General features: G+C 69.6%; 14 protein-coding genes. 7 read left to right on the forward strand and 7 right to left on the reverse strand.

What is annotated here, in order from left to right; all coding sequences use genetic code 11:
- Positions 1–58 precede the first annotated feature (58 nt).
- The 4 genes from AB0B96_RS31665 (at position 59) to AB0B96_RS31680 (ending at position 3,181) form a co-directional block, all read left to right on the forward strand.
- A complete protein-coding gene (locus AB0B96_RS31665) occupies positions 59–1,252 on the forward strand; it encodes a HAMP domain-containing sensor histidine kinase (protein ID WP_362904601.1) in 1,194 nt (397 codons plus the stop codon).
- Positions 1,249–1,926, forward strand: a complete 678-nt coding sequence (locus AB0B96_RS31670) for a response regulator transcription factor (RefSeq protein ID WP_362904603.1) — start codon at positions 1,249–1,251, stop codon at positions 1,924–1,926. The genes AB0B96_RS31665 and AB0B96_RS31670 overlap by 4 nt, the downstream gene beginning before the upstream one ends.
- A gap of 248 nt (positions 1,927–2,174) precedes the next feature.
- Complete coding sequence (locus tag AB0B96_RS31675) at positions 2,175–2,735, forward strand: MarR family transcriptional regulator (protein ID WP_362904605.1); 561 nt, start codon at positions 2,175–2,177, stop codon at positions 2,733–2,735.
- On the forward strand, positions 2,732–3,181 hold the full coding sequence (locus AB0B96_RS31680; protein ID WP_362904607.1) for an SRPBCC family protein: 450 nt from the start codon (positions 2,732–2,734) through the stop codon (positions 3,179–3,181). Before AB0B96_RS31675 ends, AB0B96_RS31680 begins: the two co-directional genes overlap by 4 nt.
- A 125-nt stretch (positions 3,182–3,306) precedes the next feature.
- Here AB0B96_RS31680 and AB0B96_RS31685 read toward each other — a convergent pair whose 3' ends face one another.
- Entirely contained in the window at positions 3,307–4,308 is a 1,002-nt protein-coding gene (locus AB0B96_RS31685; RefSeq protein WP_362904609.1) for an FAD-dependent monooxygenase, read from the reverse strand.
- A gap of 471 nt (positions 4,309–4,779) precedes the next feature.
- Between AB0B96_RS31685 and AB0B96_RS31690 the strand changes: the two genes are divergently transcribed.
- Both AB0B96_RS31690 and AB0B96_RS31695 read left to right on the forward strand, forming a co-directional pair.
- Positions 4,780–5,340, forward strand: a complete 561-nt coding sequence (locus tag AB0B96_RS31690; RefSeq protein WP_350949907.1) for a hypothetical protein — start codon at positions 4,780–4,782, stop codon at positions 5,338–5,340.
- 15 nt (positions 5,341–5,355) lie between these two features.
- Positions 5,356–6,174 carry a hypothetical protein gene (locus tag AB0B96_RS31695; RefSeq protein WP_362904611.1) on the forward strand — a complete coding sequence of 273 codons (819 nt, stop codon included), beginning with the start codon at positions 5,356–5,358 and terminating at the stop codon, positions 6,172–6,174.
- Between the two features lie 175 nt (positions 6,175–6,349).
- On the opposite strand, the gene AB0B96_RS31700 is transcribed toward AB0B96_RS31695, so the two are convergent.
- The 6 genes from AB0B96_RS31700 to AB0B96_RS31725 form a co-directional block, all read right to left on the reverse strand.
- Positions 6,350–6,757, reverse strand: coding sequence for an ATP-binding protein (locus tag AB0B96_RS31700; protein WP_362904613.1), 408 nt, complete (start codon positions 6,755–6,757; stop codon positions 6,350–6,352).
- Between the two features lie 332 nt (positions 6,758–7,089).
- Positions 7,090–8,103: a nitronate monooxygenase gene (locus AB0B96_RS31705; protein ID WP_362904615.1), complete on the reverse strand. Its 1,014-nt coding sequence runs from the start codon at positions 8,101–8,103 to the stop codon at positions 7,090–7,092.
- Between the two features lie 142 nt (positions 8,104–8,245).
- The gene (locus AB0B96_RS31710; RefSeq protein ID WP_362904617.1) at positions 8,246–9,916 is read right to left on the reverse strand and encodes an ABC-F family ATP-binding cassette domain-containing protein; all 1,671 of its coding nucleotides are present in this window, start codon (positions 9,914–9,916) and stop codon (positions 8,246–8,248) included.
- A 317-nt stretch (positions 9,917–10,233) separates the two neighbouring features.
- Positions 10,234–11,400, reverse strand: coding sequence for an MFS transporter (locus AB0B96_RS31715; protein ID WP_362904619.1), 1,167 nt, complete (start codon positions 11,398–11,400; stop codon positions 10,234–10,236).
- A gap of 78 nt (positions 11,401–11,478) precedes the next feature.
- A complete protein-coding gene (locus AB0B96_RS31720; RefSeq protein WP_362904621.1) occupies positions 11,479–12,252 on the reverse strand; it encodes an SDR family oxidoreductase in 774 nt (257 codons plus the stop codon).
- 64 nt (positions 12,253–12,316) lie between these two features.
- Positions 12,317–12,769 (reverse strand): MarR family transcriptional regulator, encoded by a 453-nt coding sequence (locus AB0B96_RS31725; RefSeq protein ID WP_362904623.1) that lies wholly within the window; start codon positions 12,767–12,769, stop codon positions 12,317–12,319.
- 118 nt (positions 12,770–12,887) lie between these two features.
- On the opposite strand from AB0B96_RS31725, the gene AB0B96_RS31730 reads away from it, so the two are divergent.
- Positions 12,888–16,124 carry an efflux RND transporter permease subunit gene (locus AB0B96_RS31730; RefSeq protein ID WP_362904625.1) on the forward strand — a complete coding sequence of 1,079 codons (3,237 nt, stop codon included), beginning with the start codon at positions 12,888–12,890 and terminating at the stop codon, positions 16,122–16,124.
- The last annotated feature ends 45 nt before the right edge of the window (positions 16,125–16,169 follow it).

Below are 16,169 nucleotides of genomic sequence, written 5' to 3' on the forward strand. Positions count from 1 at the left end.
ACGGGTCGAACGGGCGCTGTCACACCGCTGTTAGGTCAGGCACGGCATCCTGGATGCCATGCGAAAGTGGCGACGACCTGCACGCACCGTACGATTGCGCTTCACCGTTCTGTACGGTGCCATGTTCCTGCTGTCCGCGGTCGGGCTGCTGGCCATCAACAACCTGGTGGGGCTCGGAGAGACGAAGGTCAGCCAGGTCGCGCCCCCTGGGGCCTCGCCGGTCGAGCCGGTCACGCTCGCCGCCGCCATGGATCGCATCGCCTGGCTCCAGGCCCGGCTTTCCGACGTCCATGCGGATCAGTCACGCCGGCTCCTGATCGGTTCGGCGCTGGCACTCGGGGTCATGGCCGTGGTGTCGGTCGTCCTGGGCCGGATCGTCGCGGGCAGGGTGCTGCGCCCACTGCGGATGATCACCGCGTCCACCCGGCGGATCTCGGCCGACAACCTGCACGAGCGGCTGGCCCTGCGAGGTCCGGCCGACGAGGTCAAAGATCTCGCCGACACCGTCGACGAGCTGCTGGAACGGCTGGAGGGCTCGTTCGCCGCGCAACGCCGGTTCGTCGCCAACGCCTCCCACGAGCTCCGCACTCCGCTGGCCACCATGCGCGCGTCCTTGGACGTGGCCCTGGCCAAGCCGGAGCCCGTACCGGTGCAGACGGTGGCGCTGGCCGGCCGGCTGCGCACCGAACTCGATCAGGTCGATCGGCTGCTGGAAGGTTTCCTCACGCTCGCCCGCGCCCAGCGCGGTGCCCTGGCCGACCGCACGAGGCTGTCGCTGCGCGAACTGGCGAGCGCCGCCCTGCACGCCCGGGCCGCCGACATCAGCGCCCATCGCCTCGTCGTCGACTCGGCGGGCTGTGTCGACGACGGCGCGTGGACGCGGGGGAACAGTACGCTCCTCACCCGAATGATCGACAACGTCGTCGACAACGCCATCACCCACAACCGCGAAGAGGGCTGGATCCGCCTCACCACCACCGACGACACCGACGACACCAAGGCCCGGCTCGTCGTCGAGACCGGCGGACGCGTCTTCGACCAGGAGCAGGTCGACCGACTGGTGGAGCCCTTCCAGCGTCTTGGCACCGACCGTACCCACTCCGGCAGCGGCTCCGGGCTCGGCCTTTCGATCGTCGCGGCCATCGTCGCCGCGCACGGCGGCACCCTCGACCTGCGGGCCCGGCCGGAAGGCGGCCTCCGCGTCGCCATCTCGCTGCCCCTGGTGGCCGTGCCGGCGGAGGTTGCGGCGTGAGAGTGCTCGTGGTCGAAGACGCCCGCGCTCTCGCCGCCGTGCTCGTCGAAGGCCTGAGCGATCAGGGCATGGCCGTGGACGTGGCCCACGACGGCCTGGAGGCCGCCGCCAAGCTCGACCTCAACGCCTACGACGTGGTCGTCCTCGACCGCGACCTGCCGGGCATCCACGGCGACGCCCTCTGCCGGATGATCGCCGAGCGCGACGAGCGTGTCATGGTCCTGATGCTGACCGCCGCCGGCTCGCCCGCCGACCGGGTCACCGGCCTGACCCTGGGGGCCGACGACTACCTGGCCAAGCCCTTCCACTTCCCCGAGCTGGTGTTGCGCATCCGCTCCCTGGCCCGCCGCCGGCCCACCGCCCGGCCTCGCACGCTGCGCGCGGCCGGCATCGAGCTCGACCCGCTGCGCCGTACCGCCACCCGCGACGGCCGTCACCTGGACCTGTCGGTCAAGGAGTTCGCCCTGCTCGAAGCCCTTCTCCACGCCGCTCCGGCGTTCCTCAGTGCCGAGGACCTGCTCGAACAGGTGTGGGACGAGCACGCCAACCCCCTGACCAACACCGTCACGGTCACCATCGGCCGCCTGCGCCGTAAGCTCGGCGAGCCCTCGGCCATCACCACGACTCCCGGGGTGGGGTACCGGATCACGGCCCACGATCCCCGTCTCCGTTAGGGGCCGACACGGTTCGATCGCGGTGATGTGTCGCTCGGCTCGTCTGGTATCCGGTCCGGAGGCTCTGTCTCTTTCCGAGAGCGGGCCGGGCGGGTGGACCCGGGCGTGGGGGCATTGGGGGGCGGGGAGGCAGGGTGGCGATCGTGCATGCTTCGATCCCTGCTTCTTCGTGTGCCTCTCCGATTTTTCCTGGGGGCCGTCAGGGATAGACTGACAAAGTATGGAAGCACGTAATATTGTTGTCCTTCATGATGAAGGACGTAAATGTTTATGAGAGTGACCCCGAGGGCTTTCTCTATGATCCTCGGGTCAGGGTCGCGATGGCCCGGTTCGCCGCCGACGACGGAGACCTGCTCACCTTCGAGGCGGGTGCCGCCGTCCGGACCGCCAACCATGCCGTCGAGCGCATGCGCGCCCACGGCTCCCAGGGGCGAGGGGTCAGCGCGGGCGCGCTCGACCTGCTGATCCGTCTCCACGCCGGCGAACGCGGCATCAGTATCGGCGAGCTGGCCCGGGCGGCCGGGATCAGCCCCCGCAACGCCACCGGGCTGGTCGACACATTGGAGCACGACGGGCTTGTCCGTCGGGTTCCCGACCCCGGGGATCGACGTTCGGTCCTGGCCGAGATCACATCTGCGGGACGGGCGTGGGTGGAGGCGTTCCGCGAGCCGTCGCGGCTCGCCATGCGGGCGATGTTCCAGGGGTTCACCCCTGAGGAGCTGATCGTTCTGCGCGACCTGTGCCTGCGGCTGGCCGCCAACCAGCATCGCCTCGCCGACCATCTGCGCCAGGTCGGACAGCGGCCATGACCGCGACCATTCGCCACGAGATCGTCATCGAGGCGTCTCCCGAGCACATCTGGGATGTGCTGCGTGACGTCGGAGCCGTGCACGAACGTCTGTTGCCGGGCCGTGTCATCGACACCCGGTTGGATGGGGACGAGCGGTTCCTGACCTTTCCCGATGGGCACGTCATCCGCGAGTTGATTGTCGCGATCGATGATGACTCCCGCTGCTTGACCTATTCGGTTGTCGAAGGCGCGAGACCACCGCTCGAGCACCACCACGCCTCGTTCGAAGTCCACCCGGAGGGTGACGAAAGGGGGCGGCTGATCTGGACCACCAACGTGCTGCCCCACACGCGAGCCGCCGAGGTCCGCGTTCGCATCGAGCACGGCGCACGGGAGATGAAACAGGCGATCGAGGCCGCAGTAGACCCTTGTTGTCCGATTGGAGGGACAGCCCGGTCTCGGTGACGAAGCCGTCCAGTAGCGTCGGCTGGTACTGCATCTGTTTCGGTTGCCAAGGGGCGCGACCGTCCCCGGTGACCGCAGGGACACCGCACGGGCCGGTCGGGCGTCGGTGCTCTCGCGCTTGGCCTTCAAGAGGGCTGGACCTCGTCGAAGAGGGCGAGGGCTTCGGCGGGGTCCGGGCTCACGAGGCGTTCCAGACCGGCCGTCGTGAATTTCGCCCACCTGTCGGCCCGTGTCCACATCCGTTCCTCGAAGGCGCGGACGGCCTCGTCCAGCTCCTCTGGGCCAGGGGCGGCGGCGACGGCCTCGGCGAGTTCCGCGCCCTCCAGCATCGCGAGGTTCGCGCCCGCCCCCAACGGGGGCATCAGGTGGGCGGCGTCGCCCAGTAGCGTCACACCGGGGACATGGGTCCAGGTGTGGGGCACGGGCAGGACGTGGAGGGGGCGGTGGAAGAAGGCGGTGCCGTGGCGGAGGAGGTCGAGGACGGGGTAGGCCCAGCCGTCGAACAGGGTGAGCAGGCTTGATCGCACGGCTTCGACGTCGGCCGGGTCCAGGCCCGCATCCGGGCCTGTGCGCCGCTGCGGGTTCGTGTACCAGTCCAGCGGCGCGCGGAACTGGGCGTACACCTTGACGTGGCCGCCGCTGTTGCGCTGGGCGACGAGGGCGCGGTTCACGCCGTACACGGCGACGGAACCGTCGCCGATCAGCCGGGCGAGGTCGGGGTGGCGGGTGTCGACGTCGTCCAGGGAGGTCTCGACCAGGGTGACGCCGGTGTAGTGCGGTGTCGCGGACGAGAGTGCCGGGCGGACCCTGGACCAGGCACCGTCCGCGCCGATCACGAGATCGAACGTCTCCTGCCGCCTGTCCGCGAAACGGATCAGCACGCCGTCCCCGGTTTCCGGTACCACCTGTATCACGCCCCGTCCCCATTGGACGTCGAGGGGACCGAGCAGCAGGTCACGCAGTTGCCCCCGGTCGATCTCGGGATTGGCGCGGTCACCCGGACGCGGTTGCCAGTCGCGCAGGACGGTCCCGTCCGTGTCCAGGATGCGCATGGCCTGTCCCTCGGGGCGAGACAGCGCCTGGAAGTGCGTCAGCAGTCCTGCCTTGTCCAGCGCGAGCTGGCCCATCTCTTCGTGCAGGTCCAGCGTGCCGCCCGGGGGGCGGGCGTCGGGGGCTCGCCAAGGCCATACACGACGGCACGGAGGTGGACGCCGAGACGTCCTTCGCGACGGGCCTGGAGTGGGTCCTCGACGCCGTGGCCGCCAAACTCGCCCGCCCGTCGGCGTGACACTCAGGATTTCCAGCTCACATCATCAGAAAAACACATATTTAATTCCCCACTTCCGGCTTATTGGGCATTTGCGATAAATCGCCGCGAAAATAATCAAGAGCGAAATTTCGGCGCGCATGCGAAATCATAAATCATATGGCGGCGAAACGTCGCTTAATGATTTTAATTTTCTTGACACAATAGAACGACAATGAAACTTTTATTTTTGCCGCGCGCCGATCGAGGTCGGCGCCGCGCGTGCTTTCAACCGCCGGACGGGGGTGCGCGACAGCCCCGATCCTGCTCGACTCAGCTCGGAGGTGCGGTCATGCGTCACTCTTTTCGTACGATCTCCACGACGGTCGGCATCGTGGGCGCGTTGCTTCTCGGGATGTCACCGACCTCGGCGAGCGCGGCCCTGGCGCGACCCGCGCCCGCCCCTCCGCCCGCGCCCGCTCCCGTTCCGGCACCCGCGCCCGCAGGTGGTGAGGCGATCTCAAGAAACACGAGTTCCCCGGAGAACGGCCGATCGCTTTCCGCGGTGTGTTACTTCGAGACCAGGGGCGACTACGTCCACGTCTCCAGCTCCGCCTTCGAGGCGTCCGGGCACGGCTGGTGGATCAACGGCAACTGCAATGCCACGCTCGCGATCGTCACCGTGCAGCTGCAGCAGTATTACGCTGACGGCAGCTGGAGAAACGCCGGCACGGTGGGCAGCGCGACGGTGAGGTCCGGCGGCGGGGCCGGCAACCGCGCGACCGGGCGTGCGGGCTGCAACAGCAGCAGCCTGACCGGGTGGCGTAGCGTCATCGACGTGGACCTGGTCGGCCTGGCCGACGACCCGGGCAAGCTCGTCACCCCGGGCCAGAACATCTACTGCAGGCGGTGACCCCGAGGAGGCGACGTGAGAATCAGACCGGCCGGCACCATGCTCGTGTCTTTGCACGGTGAGCTGGTGCCGCACCCGTGGCGATATCCTCTCGTCGCCTCCTCCGACGCCTACAGTCTGTTCGCCGCGAGAGCCTCCGCGATGGGATGGCTCACCGAGGCCGCGCAGAACGCGTCCGGCGGCCTGTGGGGTATGAACGACGCCGGGCAGGATCCGCTTCCGGAATCATCGCGACCGGCGCGCGTCGCGTGGTTTCAGGTGTCGTTGACCACGCCGGTCCCGGCCGGTCGGCCATTGCCGGTGCAGGCGTTCCTGTCGTGCGCGGACGACGTCGTGGCCCGTATCGGCGCTTTGCGCCTGGAGGCGCTTCAGGTCCTGCTGCCCGTGCAGAGTCTTGAAGCGCCGACGGACACCTCGTCGCAGGGGAGCGCGGTGATGACCCTGCTCCAGGACGCGGGCTGGTTCGCCGACGGTGACCCGCACCTGCGAACACGGGTGCGGGTGACGCTGGACGGCGGGCAGGATCCGTCCATCCGCTCGGCGGCGCCCGAGATGCTCAGGTGGATGCGGGAACTCGACCAGGACGTCTTCTTGTGCGACTCGCTCACCGTGACGGACGACGACGTGATCCTGGAACCCACCGTCATCGACGAGTTGTGGCTCGGTCCCGCCCGTCACCGAGTCGCCCTGCGCGGCACCCTGGCCGAGTGGTCGTTGGACGCGCTGGGGTGGCTGGCCGCCTTTCTCGCCGACGCGAGTGCCCGGCACGGGGTCGGCACCCCGCTGATGTTCACGGCCGCTCGCTCGCGGGAGCCGGACTCGCTCACCGGCTGAGCCCGGCGGCCTGCCGTGCGTGCGGAACGCGGTCTCGTCGCAGGGCGCGGGCCGGCGGGCGATGACCGCAGCCCGGCCCTCTTACGCCGCCGGCCGTGATGTCGCCGCTCACGGCGGTTCTTCTGCGACACCGGTCACCTCACGACGTCGACCCGGTCAAAAGAGCCCTGGCGGGCTATCCGGCGGCGCCGGAGACGACGTTCAGGTGCATCCGCAGCCGGACGAGGGATCGGCCGTCGCTCTGGCGGATGCTGAACTCGTCGCAAAGCCGGCCCATCAGCCACAGCCCGAACCCGCGCACCGAGCCCGGGGTGGGCCGGGGACGGTCGGCCTGCTCGGGAGTGAGGCGTCCGGCGTCGTCGACGACGTCGACGACGAGGTCCGCCTCGTCGTGCCAGACGCTCACGCTTCCGGCCGCGTCGCCGTGCTCCAGCACGTTGATGACCGCCTCGTTGGCCGCGAGCAGCAGGTCGTCGCGCCGGGTTCCGGCCAGGCCGACCTGGCTCATGTAGCGGTGCAGATGCCGCCGCAGGCCGATCAGGTCGGTGCTGATCGGCCAGTGGCCACGCTGGTCGGTGTGCATGCCCGTCCCCTTTACGTGAGTGCCGTCTGTGGCTTTCACCGGGGGCGCTACCGACGTGTCCGCCAGAACCAGAACGGTCGCTGTGAAAGTTGTGCAAGGTCACTACCCATCCTGACCTGCTCAATCATCCATTTGCGGTGGGAGCGCTCCCTCCCCAGGTGAGGTTGCCGAAGCCGTGTTCGGCGGGGGGAGGAGCCGGAGCCGGCGGTCTTTCTCGTATCGCGGCGCGTACCGGTCGCATGGCTGTCCGTGACCTGTCACGCGGGTGGTTTCCGAGCCTGGGACCTGTGGTGGGTCTGGTTTTTTCCGGTGGTGTGGGCCGAGGGCCGTTTTCAGATCGCGGCCAGGCCGGCGGTGACCTCCGCCGCGGGCGCCTCGCGTGCCCGCCTCCAGGAGGTGCCCGCCCACAGGTGCAGCGTCTGCGCGTCTCCGCCGGCCGCCGCGGCGCGGCGCAGCGGCGCCGTCAGGTGGTGGATCTGCGGGTAGGCCGCGGGGGCCCGGCCGGAGTACTCCGTCATGAACCGGTTGACCAGGCCGCGTGCGGGGCGCCCGGTGAAGGCCCTGGTAACGGCGGTGCGGGTGAAGTGAGGATCGGTCAGCGCCGCGCGGTGGGTCGCGCCGGTGCCGCTCTCGGGACAGAGCAGGAAGGCGGTGCCCGCCGCGGCCGCGGTCGCTCCCGCCGACAGGACCCGGGAGACGTCGGCGGCCGTGGCGACGGCACCGCCCGCGATGAGGGGAAGCCGTGAGACCTTCCGCACCTGAGACAGCAGGCGCTCCAGGGGCATCGCCTCGGCGTCCGCGTTGGTGAACGACCCGCGGTGACCGCCGGCCTCCTCACCTTGGACGCACAGCATGTCGGCGGCCGAGGCGAGCCGCGCCTCGGCCGCCGACGTCACCGTGACCACCACGGTGGTACCCCTGTCGCGGAACGCCTGGACCAGCTCGTCCTGTGGGCACCCGAAGGTGAACCCCACCATCGCCGGCGGATCCGCCAGCAGGTCGGCGACCTTGGCGGGGAAGTCGTCGTCGCCCCCGACCGGGACTCCCAAGGTGGTGCTCAGCCGCCGTGCCTCTTTCCCGATGGCTCGCGCGTAGTCGTCGATCTCGGCCTGGTCGACGTCGTCGGCCGTGGGCATGAACACGTTCACCCCGAACGGGTGGGAGGTGAGCTCGCGTGTCCGCTCGATCTCCTGGCGCATCTGCGCGGCCGTCCTGTAGCCGGCCGCGAGAAACCCCAGGCCCCCGGCTTCGGACACGGCCGCGGCCAGTTCGGGGGTGGAGGCCCCACCGGCCATGGGAGCCTGCATGACCGGCAGCCTGGACGGCCATCGCACCGGGTCGGACATCGACACCGCCTTCTTCTCGTCTCCTTCGGCACCCGGTCGTCGCCGGCGTCACGACGGTGAACGGGCCGAACGGCCAGGACTCACCGGCCGAGCACGTCGAGGAGTCATCGGGTTCTGCGAGCCTATGCGACCGAGCGTCACATCAGCCGGATCGCGGTGCCGACCCGCCTATCTCCAGGCGCGGCCAGTCGGCGAGGTCGCGCAGCAGTTGCCGGTCGTGTGTGGCCACGACGACGGCGGCGCTCGTGTCGCGGATCGCGTCGGTCAACTCCTCGACCAGCGTCGACGACAGGTGATTGGTCGGTTCGTCGAGCAGGATCAGACCGGGCCGCCCGGCCAGCGCCAGCGCCAGGCCGAGGCGCCGCTGTTGTCCCTGCGACATCCGCTCGACCGGGACGCGCATCGCGGCGGAGTCGAAAAGCCCGAGCGCCCCGAGCGGTACGGCGTCGGCGTCGCGCAGCGCCCCGCAGGCCACCAGCCGCCCCACCTGGCGGGCGTGCGCCTCAAGGGCGGTGAGTCCGGGGGCCTGCTCGGCGGTCTCCTGGGTGACCCAGGCGATTCGCGCGCCCTTCGCCGTCCAGAGATGCCCGTCGGTGGGTTGGAGCGAGCCGGCCAGCACCGCGAGCAATGTGGACTTCCCGGCGCCGTTCGGCCCGGTGACGAGCAGCCGGTCGCCCCCGTCGAGAGTGAGGTCGACCGGGCCGGTCAGCCGCCCGTCGACGGCGACGCCGTGCGCGCGCAACTGCGGCGCGCCCTGCCGGACGCCCAGGTCCGGCCACCGCAGGGCCGACGGCGGCTGCGGTACGTCGATGCGGTGCGCCCGCAGGGCGTCCTGCTGCCGGTTCAGGGCCTGCACCACGCCCGGCGCGCGGGACTGGCGCTGGTGCTTGCCGGTTCCCTTGTCCGGCCGCCAGCCGGTGGAGAGCCGGTCACGGGCCTTCGAGACCGCCTCCTGCAGTCGCCGGTGCTCGGCCTGCTGCTGCTCGTGGTCCTGCTCCCAGCGCTCACGTTCGCGACGCCGGGCGTCTTGCCAGGCGTCGTAACCGCCGGCGTACAGATGTGGTTTGCCGTCGCGGGCCGGGTCGAGGTCGAGGAAGCGGTCCGCGACGTCGCGCAGCAGTGCCCGGTCGTGGCTGACGACGGCGAGGGCGCCGTCGTGCTCGCGCAGTCTGCCGGTCAGGAAGTCCAGCCCGCCGGCGTCAAGGTGGTTGGTCGGCTCGTCGAGCAGTAGAACGTCGTGCCGTGCGCCGAGCAGGCACGCCAGCCGCACCCGGTAGCGCTGCCCGACCGACAGCGTCGCCAGGGGACGGTCGCGGTCGGTGCAGGCGCCGAGGGATTCGAGGGCGACGTCGAGGCGGCGTTCGGCGTCCCATGCGTCGAGCCGGGTGGCGGCGTCGAGCGCGGCGGCGTAGCGGTCGTCGGCGCTGGGATCGCCCTCGGTCATGGCGAGGGTCGCCTCTCGCAGCGCGCCGAGAGCCGCGAGGGAGGCGGCCAGTGCCTGGGAGGTCAAGGTGGCGACGGTCTCACCGTCTCGTGCGAACAGTTCCTGACGGGCCAGGCCGATCGTGCCGGCCCGGTGCACGGTGCCTTCGTCCGGCGTGATCAGTCCGGCGAGGACGTGCAGCAGTGTCGTCTTGCCGCGGCCGTTCTCGCCGACGACGGCGATTCTCGATCGGGCGGAGACGGTGACCGAGACGTTGTTCAGGACACGCCGGGATCCACGGGTGACGGTGACGTTCGTGGCGCGGACGTGCGCGCTGTCGCCTGCCTCGATGGGCAGGGAGATGGTTTCGGGGGTCGGGTTGAGGTTCAACGGTGCTCCGCAGCTCGCAGTGGAGCCGGGCAGCGGTAAGAGGCCGCCCGGCGGGAACCGGGACGGCGAGCGCGGATTCAGCAGGAAGAAGGCGCCGCCGTCAGCGGGCGGAGCGGATCTTCTGCGACCAGATACCTCGTGCCATGACGGTCACTCTAACAACCCGGGCACCCTGGGCTCATCCGGATTTCGCCTGCCTGTGGTGTGGGCATCGAACATCTATTAATCTACGTTGTAAAGGTGTCGGGTCAGGTTCAAGATCATTCACAGCGGACTAAAGACCCATCCACCAAAGGCAAACCCGCGTCGTTGGCCGGTCATGATGTCGTACGGGGGCGCAGTGCCGCGGCGGAGGCGGCCATGAAGGCGGCGAGCAGGGCGGGGATGCCCAGGGCCGCGGGCAGGCCGATGAGTTCGGCGGCGCCGCCGATGATGGCGGGGCCCGCGAGGAGGCCGGCGTAGCCGACGGTGGCGACCTGGGCGATGGCCTGGCCGGCGCGGGCGGGGTCGTGGTTGCCCGCGGCGGAGAAGATCTGGGGAACGATGGTGGACAGGCCGAGGCCGAACAGGGCGAATCCGATGAAGGCGATGGGGATCTGGCCGGCGAGTAGTGCTGTGCCGAGGCCGAGGGCGGCGGTGAGGCCGGAGTAGCGCACCAGGCGTACCGGTCCGAAGCGTTGGGCGAGGTGGTCTCCGGCGAAGCGGCCGATGGTCATGGTGGTGGAGAAGACGGCGAATCCGGCGGCGGCGAGTGCTTGGGGGGCGCCGAGGTTCTGGAAGAGGTAGACGGCCGTCCAGTCGTTGGCGGCGCCTTCTCCGACGAGGCCTGCGAAGGCGACGGTTCCCATGAGGATGATCCAGCCGGTCCATGGGGCGCGGGTGCGGTGGTGGCGGTGGTGGGTGGGGGTTGGGGGAGGTGGTGGGGTGGGCAGGAGGTGGCGGCGGGCGTACAGGGAGATGAGGGCGAGGGGGATGCCGACGGCGGTGAGGGTGGTGGCGGCGCTGAGGTGGAGGTGGGCGAAGGTGGCGCCGATGCCGGCGCCGATGAGGCCGCCGATGCTGAACATGCCGTGGAAGGAGGACAGCAGGGGGCGGTGGTAGGCGCGTTCGACTTCGACGCCGTGGGCGTTCATGGAGACGTCGAGGAAGGCGTTGGTGAGGCCGAAGAGGAATAGGGCGGCGATGAGGGTGGGCAGGGTGGTGGCGTAGCCGGGGGGGATGACGGACAGTGCGGTGGCGATGGCGGCGGGGGTGATGAGGCGGGCGCTGCCGAGGTGGTCGGTGAGGTGTCCGGCGAAGCGCATGCCGGTGACGAGTCCGAGGGCGGTGGCGAGGAGGCCGTAGCTGAGTTGGCCGTCGCTGAGGTCGAGGGTGTGTTTGACGGCGGGGATGCGGGCGGCCCAGGCTCCGGAGGTGATGCCGAGGAGGATGAAGAAGTAGGAGAGGGCTTTGCGGGCGTTGGTGGGGTGCTGGGTGGTGGTCATGGGTGTTTCCCGGCCGGTGTGGTGGATCCGGGGCGTATTCAATTATGGGGGGTTTGGTGGGGGTGGGGTGCTGGGTGGTCAGTGGACGGAGAAGCCGCCGTCGACGCAGATGGCTTGGCCGGTGATGTAGGCGCTGGCGTTGCTTGCGAGGAGGACGGCGATGCCGGCGTAGTCGGCGGGGTGGCCGTTGCGGCCGGTGAGGGTGCGGGCGGCGAGTGCTTCGGGGAGGCCGGGGGTGTCTTGGACGGTTTGGGTGAGGGGGGTGAGGACGAAGCCGGGGATGATGGTGTTGGCGCAGACGCCGTGGGGGGACCAGGCTTCTGCTTGGGAGCGGGTGAGTCCGGTGATGGCGGCTTTGGAGATGCCGTAGGCGCCGCTGTTGCCGAAGGCTCTGATGGATTGCTGGGAGCCGATGTTGATGATGCGGCCCCAGCCGCGTTGGGCCATGAGGGGGCCGAAGTGTTGGCCGAGGAGGTAGGGGGCGGTGATGTTGACGGCCATTGTCTGGTGGTAGTCGTCGGTGGTGAGTTCTGTCATGGGGGGGCGGATGTTGTTGGCGGCGTTGTTGACGAGGATGTCGATGTCGCCGAAGAAGGTGGGGGCTTGGTGGCAGAGGTGGGTGATGTCGTCGGGGTTGGCGAGGTCGGCGGTGATGGTGGCGGCGTTGATGTTGTGGTGGTGGAGTTCGGTGAGGGTTTGGGTGAGGTGGGTGGTGCGGCGGGCGGCGATGACGATGTTGGCGCCGGCGTGGCCGAGGGCGTGGGCGATGGTGTGTCCGATGCCGGAGCTGCCGCCGGTGATGAGGGCGGTGCGGCCGGTGAGGGAGAAGAGGGTGTTTGTGGGTTCTGTCACAGCGACAGAACCTATCATCCTACCTTTTGGGGTGGGAGGGTTTTTCGGCTGGTGAGTGGTGGTCTCAGCGGGTGAGCGCGGCGTGTTGGATCTTGTTCATGATCGTGGCGAGGTCGCGCAGGGTGGGGGTGTCGAGGTGTTGCAGGAGGCGGCGGAACTCGTTGAGGCCGGCGTCGGTGATCTGTTCGGTGAGGGCGCGTCCGGCGGGGGTGAGTTCGACGCGGCGGATGCGGCGGTCGTGGGGGTCTTCGCGGCGGGTGACGAGGCCGCGGGCGACGAGGCGGTCGACGATGCCGGTGACCGTGCCGAGGCCGACGCCGAGGTGGGTGGCGAGGTCCTGGCCGGAGGCGAGGTCCTGGCCCGAAAGGATGAGGATGACTTTGAGCTGGCGCATGGTGAGGTTGGAGTCGAACAGTGGCGTCGGGGGGCCTTGCTGGGCGAGGAGCCGGCCCAGGGCGCGCTGGACGGCGCCGATGTGGTTGATCAGCTGTTCGCGGTCGTCGTTGTTCACGCTCACCTCTCGCTTCCTGAGAAGGTTATCAGGATTGGTAAGCTTCGTTAAATATTCGCCTGAGGCGAAGTGTTAGTCTGGGACGAATCTTGTTGTGATGTCCCTCCCTGAGGAGCCTGCCTCCATGACGTCCCTGGCCAGGTTGAGCCTCGCCAACCGCAGCCTCGTGATACTGATCACGCTGGTGTTGAGCGCGTTCGGTCTTTTCGCGATCCCCTCACTGAAACAACAGCTGCTGCCCTCGCTGTCGTTCCCGGGGGCGTTCGTGGCGGCCCCGTATCCGGGCGCCTCTCCTGAGATCGTCGAGGAGCAGGTGACCAAGCCGATCGAGAACAGTTTCCAGGGGCTGGAGGGGGTCTCGGAGGTGACCTCGACCTCCCGGGAGGGGATGGCGCAGGTCCAGGTGGCGTTCGAGTACGGCACCGACATCGACGCGGCGGTCGCGCAGATGCAGCAGGCGATCTCGCGGATCAGGACGCAGCTGCCGGAGGCGGTCGATCCGCAGGTCCTGTCGGGCGGGACCGACGACATCCCGGTGATGCAGCTGGCGGTGGGGGACGGCGGTGATCAGCGGGCCATGGCCGAGCGGCTTGAGCGGCTGGTGGTGCCGGAGTTGCGGGCTGTGGAGGGGGTGCGCGAGGCGACGGTGACGGGCGCCCGTGACGAGGTCGTGACGATCACTCCGGATGTCGGGAAGCTGGCGGCGCTGGGGTTGTCGCCGGCCGCGGTGGGAGATGTGCTGCGGGCCAACGGGCAGCCGGTTCCGGCGGGCAGCGTGACCGAGGACAAGGTGTCGCTCACGGTTCAGGTGGGGGCGCGGGTCGAGACGCTGGAGGAGTTGAAGGATCTGTATCTGATGCCTGCGGCTGCGCCGCAGGCGCAGCAGGCGCCGCCGCAGGCCCGGCAGGCGCCGGGGGGCGGGGCGGCTGCTCAGGCCCCGCAGGGGCAGGCGCGTGCGCAGGCGGCTCCCAAGCCGGTGCGGCTGGGTGAGGTGGCGACGGTGGAGCGGACGCCGGCCGAGGCGACGTCGCTGACGCGGACCAACGGGCAGCCGAGCCTGGGCCTGTCGGTGACGATGGCGCCGGACGGCAACGCGGTGGCGATCTCGCACGCGGTGCGCGAGAAGCTCCCGGAGATGGTGCGGGCGATCGGGGACTCCTCGGAGATCACGGTGATCTTCGATCAGGCGCCGTATGTGGAGCGTTCGATCGAGGACCTGACGACCGAGGGGTTGCTGGGACTGGCGTTCGCGGTTTTGGTCATCTTGGTCTTCTTGTTGTCGGTGCGCTCGACGCTGGTGACGGCGGCGTCGATCCCGCTGTCGGTGATCATCGCGTTGATCGCGTTGTGGGTGGGCGACTATTCGCTGAACCTGCTGACGCTGGGGGCGCTGACGATCGCGGTGGGCCGGGTGGTGGATGACTCCATCGTGGTCTTGGAGAACATCAAGCGTCATCTGAGCTACGGGGAGGCCAAGCGCAAGGCGGTACTGGCCGGGGTGCGCGAGGTCAGCGGCGCGGTGACGGCCTCGACGCTGACGACGGTGGCGGTGTTCTTGCCGATCGCGGTGGTGGGCGGCATGGTGGGGCAGCTGTTCGCGCCGTTCGCGATCACGGTGACGGTGGCGTTGCTGGCGTCGCTGCTGGTGTCGTTGACGGTGGTGCCGGTGCTGGCGTACTGGTTCTTGAAGGCGCCGGTTTTGTCGCCGGAGCAGGCGCGGGTGGTGCGTGAGAAGGCCGAGGCCAAGGAGTTGCGCAGTCCGCTGCAGCGGGCGTATCTGCCGGTGTTGCGGTTCGCGACGCGGCGGCGGCTGGTGACGGTGCTTGTGGGGGTGGTGGTGTTCGCCGCGACGATGGGGCTGGCGGGCCGGTTGGAGACCAACTTCATCGACTCCTCAGGGCAGGACACGGTCTCGATCAGCCAGCGGATGCCGGCGGGCACCGACCTGGCGGCGACGGACGCGGCGGCCAAGAAGGTCGAGGAGGTTTTGTCGTCGTTGCAGGGGGTGCGCGACTACCAGGTGAACGTGGGCGGTGGCGGCGGTTTCCTGGGCGCCGGTGGTGGCGGTGGTGATCGGGCGTCGTACTCGGTGACGGTCGCCGAGGAGACCGACAGCGCGGCGTTGGAGGAGGAGTTGCGCGAGCGGTTGGCGCTGCTGAAGGCCTCGGAGATCGGCACGGTCACGGTGGGCGGCGGCCAGGGCGGTCCCGGCGGCGGGTCGACCGACCAGCTGCAGGTGATCGTGCAGGCGCCGGATGTGGAGACGCTGCGTAGCGCGACCGAGACGGTTCGCGCGGCGATGGCGGATCTGGGCGGGTTGCGGGATGTGACCTCCAACCTGGAGGACGGTGCCGAGCGGGTCGAGGTGCGGGTCGACCGGGAGAAGGCGGCGGCCAGGGGGTTGAGCGAGACGCAGATCGGCCAGTTGGTGGCGCAGCAGTTCCGGGGGGCGCCGCTGGGTGAGCTGACGCTGGACGGCCGCGCGGGTGCGGTGGTGTTGCGGACCGCGGACGCTCCTGAGGACGTCAAGGCGGTGGAGGCGCTGCGGTTGCCGACGGCCACGGGGGTGGTGAGGTTGTCGCAGGTGGCGGAGGTGGCCGTGGTGGACGGTCCCACGCAGGTGACGCGGATCGACGGTGAGCGCAGCGCGACGGTGTCGGGTACGGCGACGGCCAGTGACCTGGGCAGTGTGACGACGGAGGTGACGTCGAAGCTGGATGCCCTGGCGTTGCCGGCGGGGGCGAGCTTCACCATGGGCGGGGTCAGCGCTGATCAGGACGAGGCGTTCGGGCAGCTGGGGCTGGCGATGCTGGCGGCGATCGCGATCGTCTTCATGATCATGGTGGCGGCGTTCCGGAGCTTCGTGCAGCCGCTGATCCTGCTGGTGTCGGTGCCGTTCGCGGCGACCGGCGCGGTGGGCCTGCTGCTGGTGACGGGTACGCCGATGGGGGTTCCCGCCCTGATCGGCATGCTGATGCTGATCGGCGTCGTGGTGACCAACGCGATCGTGCTGATCGACCTGATCAACCAGTACCGTGAGCAGGGGATGGGCATCGTGGAGGCGGTGATCGAGGGTGGCCGGCGCAGGCTGCGGCCGATCCTGATGACCGCGGTGGCGACGATCTGCGCGTTGATCCCGATGGCGCTGGGGCTGACCGGTTCCGGCGGGTTCATCTCCCAGCCGCTGGCGATCGTGGTGATCGGCGGGCTGTTGTCGTCGACGCTGCTGACGCTGGTTTTGGTGCCGACCCTGTATGTGACGGTGGAGCGGCTCAAGGAGCGGCTGCGGCGTAAGCCCAGGGGTGAGCACTCGCGGCTGAAGGTCTACGACAAGGACGAGCTGGCGCCGACGGCCCGATAGCCGGTAAACACCCGTAGACAAAGGTGTGGGCCGCTCACCTCGTGC

The sequence above is a fragment of the Streptosporangium sp. NPDC049046 genome (assembly GCF_040649155.1).
Lineage (GTDB): Bacteria > Actinomycetota > Actinomycetes > Streptosporangiales > Streptosporangiaceae > Streptosporangium.

Bases quoted from the DNA above. Each gene is read 5' to 3' on its own strand.
- AB0B96_RS31680 (WP_362904607.1), top strand. From the start codon at position 2,732: ATGACCGCGACCATTCGCCACGAGATCGTCATCGAGGCGTCTCCCGAG.
- AB0B96_RS31705 (WP_362904615.1), bottom strand. From the start codon at position 8,103: ATGTCCGACCCGGTGCGATGGCCGTCCAGGCTGCCGGTCATGCAGGCT.
- AB0B96_RS31675 (WP_362904605.1), top strand. From the start codon at position 2,175: ATGATGAAGGACGTAAATGTTTATGAGAGTGACCCCGAGGGCTTTCTC.
- AB0B96_RS31700 (WP_362904613.1), bottom strand. From the start codon at position 6,757: ATGCACACCGACCAGCGTGGCCACTGGCCGATCAGCACCGACCTGATC.
- AB0B96_RS31665 (WP_362904601.1), top strand. From the start codon at position 59: ATGCGAAAGTGGCGACGACCTGCACGCACCGTACGATTGCGCTTCACC.
- AB0B96_RS31730 (WP_362904625.1), top strand. From the start codon at position 12,888: ATGACGTCCCTGGCCAGGTTGAGCCTCGCCAACCGCAGCCTCGTGATA.
- AB0B96_RS31715 (WP_362904619.1), bottom strand. From the start codon at position 11,400: ATGACCACCACCCAGCACCCCACCAACGCCCGCAAAGCCCTCTCCTAC.
- AB0B96_RS31685 (WP_362904609.1), bottom strand. From the start codon at position 4,308: ATGGGCCAGCTCGCGCTGGACAAGGCAGGACTGCTGACGCACTTCCAG.
- AB0B96_RS31690 (WP_350949907.1), top strand. From the start codon at position 4,780: ATGCGTCACTCTTTTCGTACGATCTCCACGACGGTCGGCATCGTGGGC.